Below are 6,308 nucleotides of genomic sequence, written 5' to 3'. Positions count from 1 at the left end.
GGTGCAGTCGTTGAGCCGCAACCTGTCGTTGGTGTTCTGGATTATTGCCGGGCTGGCGTTGGTCGGGGCGTTTGCAGCGATCTTCGCCGGGGCGCTGGCGGCTGTCGCGCGCAAGCGGCGGGAATTGTCGGTGTTGCGCCTGTTGGGGTTTTCCACCGGCGCACTGTTGTTGTTTGTGGTGTTGCAGGCGCTCTACAGCGCAGGGTTTGCCGCCGTGCTAAGCGCCGGGCTGTATGGCCTGGCCGAGGCTGCTTTGAATAAACTATTTGTGCAAGGGGCGGGCGAATATGCCAGTCACCTGCTGGCGCGTCACTACGTCCTGGCCCTGGTTGCAATCCTCGGCGTCAGCGCCGTGGCGGCGGCCTGTGGCGGTTGGCGAGTGGCGCGGATCCAGGCTTCTGAAGGAATCAGAGATGTATAAGTTACTGGGCGCCTGTGTGGCGCTGAGCCTGGCCTCGTTGGCCTGGGCCGATGAAGCGAGTGACAAACTGGATAACCCCAAGCCGTTGCCGGATGATGTGAGCCTGCCGCTGCCCTGCGAAGGCAACATGGTGTTCCGCTACGCCTACGTGCTGGCCCAAGGCACGCTGGATGACCGCGAGATCAGCCTCGGTTACCCCTTTGCCGAAGGCGAGGCGGGTTATCAGCAATCGTTTATTTCCGGCTACCGCCGCGACTTTATCAACGGCCAGTTCACGCTCAAGGATCTGCCCAAGGACTGGAACAAAGTCATCGCGCCGTTGATGCCGAAAACCGACGCCAAAACTCCGCTCAAGCCGATGCTGTATTTCATCGGCAAGTACGAAGTGACTGCCCGCCAGTATGCGCAGGTGATGTCCCAGGCGCAGTCGCTGGCCAGCGGCGAACCGGCTCCAGCCTGTGATGCGCCGACCGGCATGGCCGCACGTTTGCCCAAGGTAAAACTATCGCGTTTCGAAGCTGAACGTTTCTCGGCGGTGTACAGCGCCTGGCTGATGAAATACCACCGTGAGCTGCTGCCGGTGAGCGGCCGCGGTTCTTCGGCCGACGACGGCGGCCTGGGTTTTGTGCGCCTGCCCACCGAAGTGGAATGGGAATACGCCGCACGCGGTGGCCAGGCGGTGAGCCGTCAGGAACTGGAAGGGCGACTGTTCCCGCGCCGCGTCGACGGCAGCGAGAGCGACGGCCCGCTGGGTGATTACGCGGTGTTCAACCAGGTTGCCGGCGGCACCGGTCAGGCTGCGCGCTTGATGCCCATCGGCACCAAATTGCCCAACCCGATCGGCCTGTTTGACGTGATCGGCAACGCAGCGGAAATGGTCCAGGAATCGTTCCAGCTGGTGCATGCCGGGCGCCGCCAGGGCACCTACGGGGGCTTTGTGGTCAAGGGCGGCAACTACCTGGAAGGCGAGGGCACGCTGTTTACCGGCATGCGCCGTGAGTACCCGTTGTTCGCTGCCGATGGCACTGAGCAAAGCAACGAAACCACCGGTTTTCGCGTGGCGATCGGTGCGTTGTCGGCGCCGCGCTCGCGCTACAAGGAGCTGTTCGCCCAGTGGCAGAAAGAAGGCCGCCTGGCGTCGCTGACTGACGCCATCGATGACGCCCAGGACCCGACCAAGCGCCTGGACAGCATCATTGCGGCCAGTGTCGACCCCAAGCTGCAAGCCGAACTCGGCCTGGTCAACGAAGAGCTCAAACGCAACGTTTCATTGATCGCCCAGCAGCGCGAAGAGGCCGCGGGCAACCTGATCCAGTCGGCCGCGTTGGTGGCCGAGACCATCAGCAATTACAACATCCGCCTGGCCAACTTGCAGAAGAGCCGACAACAGGCCAAAGACAATAAGGATGAGGCCAGCGCGCAGCTGTTCGACATGGCCATCACCAATGGCCGCAGCGCCCTCGACGGCGCAGTGGCGATTTACATCGACAACCTGGCCACCGGCACGCGCTACACCGATGCGGTGATCCAGGCCCAGTTTCAAAGGATCAAGGAAGAGTTGGATCGCAAGCCAGTGCTCGGCAAGAGCCTGGTGACGCGCGCGACACTGTTCGTTCGCCATGTCGGCAACTACCGCAAGCAACAGCGGGCCGACCCGGCAACGATCTTGAAGGAATTGCTCGCAGCGAGCGGTCAGCGGTCTTGACCGCTGGTTGTATGGCGAGCTTGGAAAGGACTCAGGCGGCGGTGGGCCGTGCTGGGCAAGTCAAACTTAAAAGAGAACACACCTATGCTTTTTTCCCGTAAGGCGGTTTCCAAGCGTCACCTGCTGCTGATCGCAGCTGGTTTCAGCACCGTGTTGACAGGTTGCGCCACGTCGCCGGCTTCCAAGGTCGCGTCGAGCACCAAGGTCGAGTACTACCCCAACTGCTACGAGCCGGTGCAGCACTTGCGTGCAACCGATTCGAACATGACCAAGTCGGTCGTCACCGGTGCGGCGCTTGGCGCAGCCGGCGGTGCATTGCTGGGCGCGCTGACCGGCGACTCCGACAAGCGTGGCCGTAATGCCGCCATCGGTGCAGCGGGCGGCGCCCTGGCGGGTGGCGCAGCGGGTTACTACACCGAGCGTCAGAAGCAGATCACCGATGACAACCAGCGCATCGCGTCCTACTCCACCGACTTCAATAAAAGCGCGTCCGACATCGACCGCAGCACGGCCTACGCCAAGGCGTCCCAGCAGTGCTATCAGAGCGCATTCACCAAGCTGGTGGCCGACCGCAAGGCCAAGACCGTCAACGACACTGAAGGCCGCAAGCGCCTGGCGGAAATCGTGGCTGGCTTGAAAGAGTCCAATGACCTGATCGTTGCAGTGAACGGCAAGGCCAGCGAAGACTTGAACAACTACACCCAGGCTTACGAGCAAGACCTGAAACAAGTGGGTGTGCAGCGTGCTGACGTAGTGACCGTGGCCCAGGCCGACACGACGCCGCAGGTGGTGCCGGCGAAGAAAGGCAAGACGCCTGCCAAAGTCGCCAAAAAACCGGTGCTGCCAACCGTGCCGAAAGAAGCGGTGACCACCGAGAAGAGTATTCAGACCGTGCAAACCAAGCAGGCTGAAAGCAAGCAGGTCGCCAGCGCTGGCAAGGCGCAGATCGAAGGCACCTGCCGCGATCCGAACCTGGCCGACTGGGCGCCAGTGCCGTGCCCTAACGTTTAAGCAACATGTTGCTATAAGCGTTAAACGCCTGCCGATCTCCTGCTAAAGCGCGAGATCGGTGGCGTTCTGCCGGTAAATCGTTACACTGCTGCGGCCACTTAATAAATACACTGAGGCTGTGTGCATGAAATTTCGTCTTCTGCTGTGGGTGCTGGGCCTGATGATGGGCAAAGCCAGCCGCACCAATCCTGCCTTTCAGCAACAGCTGGGTGATAAAGACCTGGCGTTCCAGTTGCAGACCCTCGACGGCAAGGTTGCCCGTCACTTCATCGTCAAAGACCAGCGCATCACCAGCCGCTCAGGTGTTCACCCGGCGCCAGCCTTTGCTATCGCCTTTAAAGATGCCGCCTACGGCTTCGCCACGATGCAGGCGAAGAACAAGCAACTGGCGTTCATGACGGGGATTCAGGACAAGTCGATCCAGATCAAGGGCAACCCGGCGTTGGTGATCTGGTTCCAGGGGCTGACCAAGTATTTGAAGCCGCGTAAAAAAACAGCTGGTTAGCTTTCTGGAGTCCTCGGGGCACTGAAAACCCCGAGGAGAGCGCCTGTAAGTAGGTCGTTAGTCCTGTTGGTTCACACGTATACGACGGTCTTTGGCTGGGTCGAATCTGCCTGAAAACCGTATGTCTCCATCGGTCACATGTTGCCGGCTCTTATATTCGTTGGTTTCGGTATTTCCGGCACTTTCATGAATGTCGACTTCGCTATCAAATTGCCGGTAAAGTTTTATAGAGGTGAATTGGGCCTTGGTCTGGATATACGTGTTGTCAGAGCGGCCAATAATAGTGTCGCTTGTACCTTCGGCTGAGATCGCCGTTCGAGATGAATCGCTGGGTGTACCACCCCTTATAGTGTTTTTTCCCGCGCCACCATTAATGAAGTTACTGCCTGTACCTCCTGCCAAGGTATCATCGCCGTTTTCACCGTATAATTCTCCGCCGCCATAGGCTAGTTCACCGGTATCATTGCCGTCGCCCAGATATACTTGAGCGTAGCCGCCTCCCGTGCTCACGGTGTCTTTGCCTGGGCCAGTGTGAATGGTTACACTGGTCTTGACGTCAGGGGCTATCTTTACACTGTCATCGCCACCGCCGCTGTCTATGAACAGTTTGCCTTGATTGCCCTCGGGGTTAGAGGCGTCGATGTCCAGCTTGACGGCGTGCCCATTGATAATGGCGACGACGCGATCATTAATAACTTTTATATCGATTTTATCATCCGCATGTCCCGTATAAATTCTTACTTCGGAGGCGGGGTGATAAGTGCGGCCATTGACGTTTTGTGGTGCGCCTGGGTCAGGCGTCGTTACAACCAGTACGGTCCCATATTGGTCTCTGCGAGGTGTAAGACTGCCGTTGATGTTTACAGAGGGTTCGGTAGCTGTAGGTGAAGGGTAGGCGCTTATTGGGTTGTTAGTTATAAAGTTGCTAACGGTGGATGAAATAGACATAGGCAGAATCCAGAGTTTTAATGGTAAGAAAACTTACCGACATGCTCTATGTGGATTAGTTGGGCGGGACAGTTCCGTATCAGATGTTACTTTATATTTGTAAGTTGTTAGAGTGCCATGATTTCGTTGGGTAGGTATGTCACTTTCGCCTTCGCCGCTCAAAAGGCGAGGAGTAATTAACTGGCATTATGATGCGATTCAGGATCAGACCATCCAGATCAGGGCAACCCGCTCCCACATTCGACCGCGTTCTACAGTTGGAACGCAGTTAAGTGTGAGAGCTGGTTTGCCTGCGAAAGCTATGTAGCAGGCGACAGACTTATGCCTGGCTGAACTGGGACGCGAGTTCGCGTAGCAGCACCTCGGCATCCAGTACCTTGCCGACCACTTCCTCAGCCTTTTCCCGGCTCAAGCCCAAACGTTCGATCAGGGCGTCGGGTATCGCCTCATCCGGCCCGGAACCAATTCCACGACTGCGCAGCAAACGTACCGCCAAGCACACCAGGTTGGGATATTCAGCATATTGCCCGTCATAGGTCGGGTCGTGCTGAAAGCGCAGGGCGGTGGACAGTTCGTCCGGCATGTCCCAGTAGCGCATCAGCCAGGCGCCGATTTGCTCGCGGCTGATGCCCAGCAGGTGCTGCTCGACATAGCTGTGGCACAGGTGCGGGTTGACCTCCAGGTGGCGACAGATCAGCGAGAAGTGCGGCGGGAACACATGGGCCAGCAGCAAGTAACCGAAGTTATGCAGCAGGCCGGCCAGGTAGGTCAGGCCAGCTTCCGGGCGCTGGGCGCGGGGCATGGCGCGGGTCAGGCCTTCGATCACAGCAGCGGTATAGATCGACTGGTGCCAGTACGGCGTGGACTGGTGCGGGTGGTCCTTGGGCAGGCTCAGGGTTTTGCCCAGGGCCAGGCCCAGCGCCAGGTTGATCACCAGGTCAAAGCCCAGCACGCGCACGATGGCGTCCTCCACTGAGCGAATCTTGCCCGGCGAGGCGTAGTACGGCGACGCTGCCCAGCTCACCACTTGGGCGGCGAGGGCTGGGTCGGTTTCGACGACGCTGGTGATGTCATCGATGGTGGCGTTGGGGTCGACGCGCAGCTTGATGATTTTCTGCGCGGTGTCGGCCAGCGGCGGAATCTCGATGGTCGCTTCCAGACGCTGCTGGATTCGGCGGGCGGTGAACGCCTGCATCGCCTGGGTGATTTCCTCGCGGTCATCGTTCGGGCGATCGAGGTTGGGGCGGATGTTGCTCAGCGGTTCGCCGAAGTGCCCGGCGCTGGCCTTGGTGAGCATGGTCTTGAAATCGATGCTGGCGATTTCCAGCAGCAGCCCGGCTTCGCCGGAATGCACCAACAGGCTGGGTTCGCTGAGCAGGCTGCCTTCATACAGGCACGGCGAACTGGTCAGTACCGGCAGGCCGGGCAACAGGCTCAAGTCGTGCTTGGCCAGCATGCGCTCGATGCGGTCCGGCGACACGGCCGTGAGGCGGCGGCCGGTGAGTTCAGCCAGGCGGTTGAGGTCGAGTAACTGGCTTTGCGGGAACAGCACCATGAGTGCGCCCACGGCATCTTCCAGCAGTACTGCCTGGACTTTTTGTGCGGGATTCAGGCCGGCGTGTTCGGTCACTTCCGTGTAGGGGATGGCGAGTTTTGCGAGCAGAGCCCGAATGACCGGCGGGGCGGTCAGTGGGGCTGTGGCGAGTGCAACATCTGAC

General features: G+C 59.4%; 6 protein-coding genes. 4 read left to right on the top strand and 2 right to left on the bottom strand.

The window, feature by feature from the left end; genetic code table 11:
- From FEM54_RS21725 to FEM54_RS21710, 4 genes are all read left to right on the top strand, one after another.
- On the top strand, positions 1-421 hold a 421-nt coding region (locus FEM54_RS21725; protein ID WP_138452938.1), incomplete at its 5' end, for an FtsX-like permease family protein.
- Complete coding sequence (locus FEM54_RS21720; RefSeq protein ID WP_138452936.1) at positions 414-2,126, top strand: formylglycine-generating enzyme family protein; 1,713 nt, start codon at positions 414-416, stop codon at positions 2,124-2,126. The genes FEM54_RS21725 and FEM54_RS21720, both read left to right, overlap by 8 nt.
- 84 nt (positions 2,127-2,210) lie before the next feature.
- A complete protein-coding gene (gene tagQ, locus FEM54_RS21715) occupies positions 2,211-3,137 on the top strand; it encodes a type VI secretion system-associated lipoprotein TagQ (protein WP_017135836.1) in 927 nt (308 codons plus the stop codon).
- A gap of 124 nt (positions 3,138-3,261) precedes the next feature.
- Entirely contained in the window at positions 3,262-3,642 is a 381-nt protein-coding gene (locus FEM54_RS21710; RefSeq protein ID WP_017135837.1) for a hypothetical protein, read from the top strand.
- A 57-nt stretch (positions 3,643-3,699) separates the two neighbouring features.
- Here FEM54_RS21710 and FEM54_RS21705 read toward each other — a convergent pair whose 3' ends face one another.
- Entirely contained in the window at positions 3,700-4,590 is an 891-nt protein-coding gene (locus FEM54_RS21705; protein WP_099550257.1) for a hypothetical protein, read from the bottom strand.
- A gap of 319 nt (positions 4,591-4,909) precedes the next feature.
- A partial coding sequence (locus tag FEM54_RS21700) for an aminoacyl-tRNA deacylase and HDOD domain-containing protein (RefSeq protein WP_240792780.1) occupies positions 4,910-6,308 on the bottom strand: 1,399 nt, incomplete at its 5' end.

It is taken from the genome of Pseudomonas edaphica (assembly GCF_005863185.1).
GTDB lineage: Bacteria > Pseudomonadota > Gammaproteobacteria > Pseudomonadales > Pseudomonadaceae > Aquipseudomonas > Aquipseudomonas edaphica.
The sequence above is the reverse complement of the archived record's forward strand: the minus strand, read 5'-3'. Positions and strand labels throughout refer to the sequence as shown.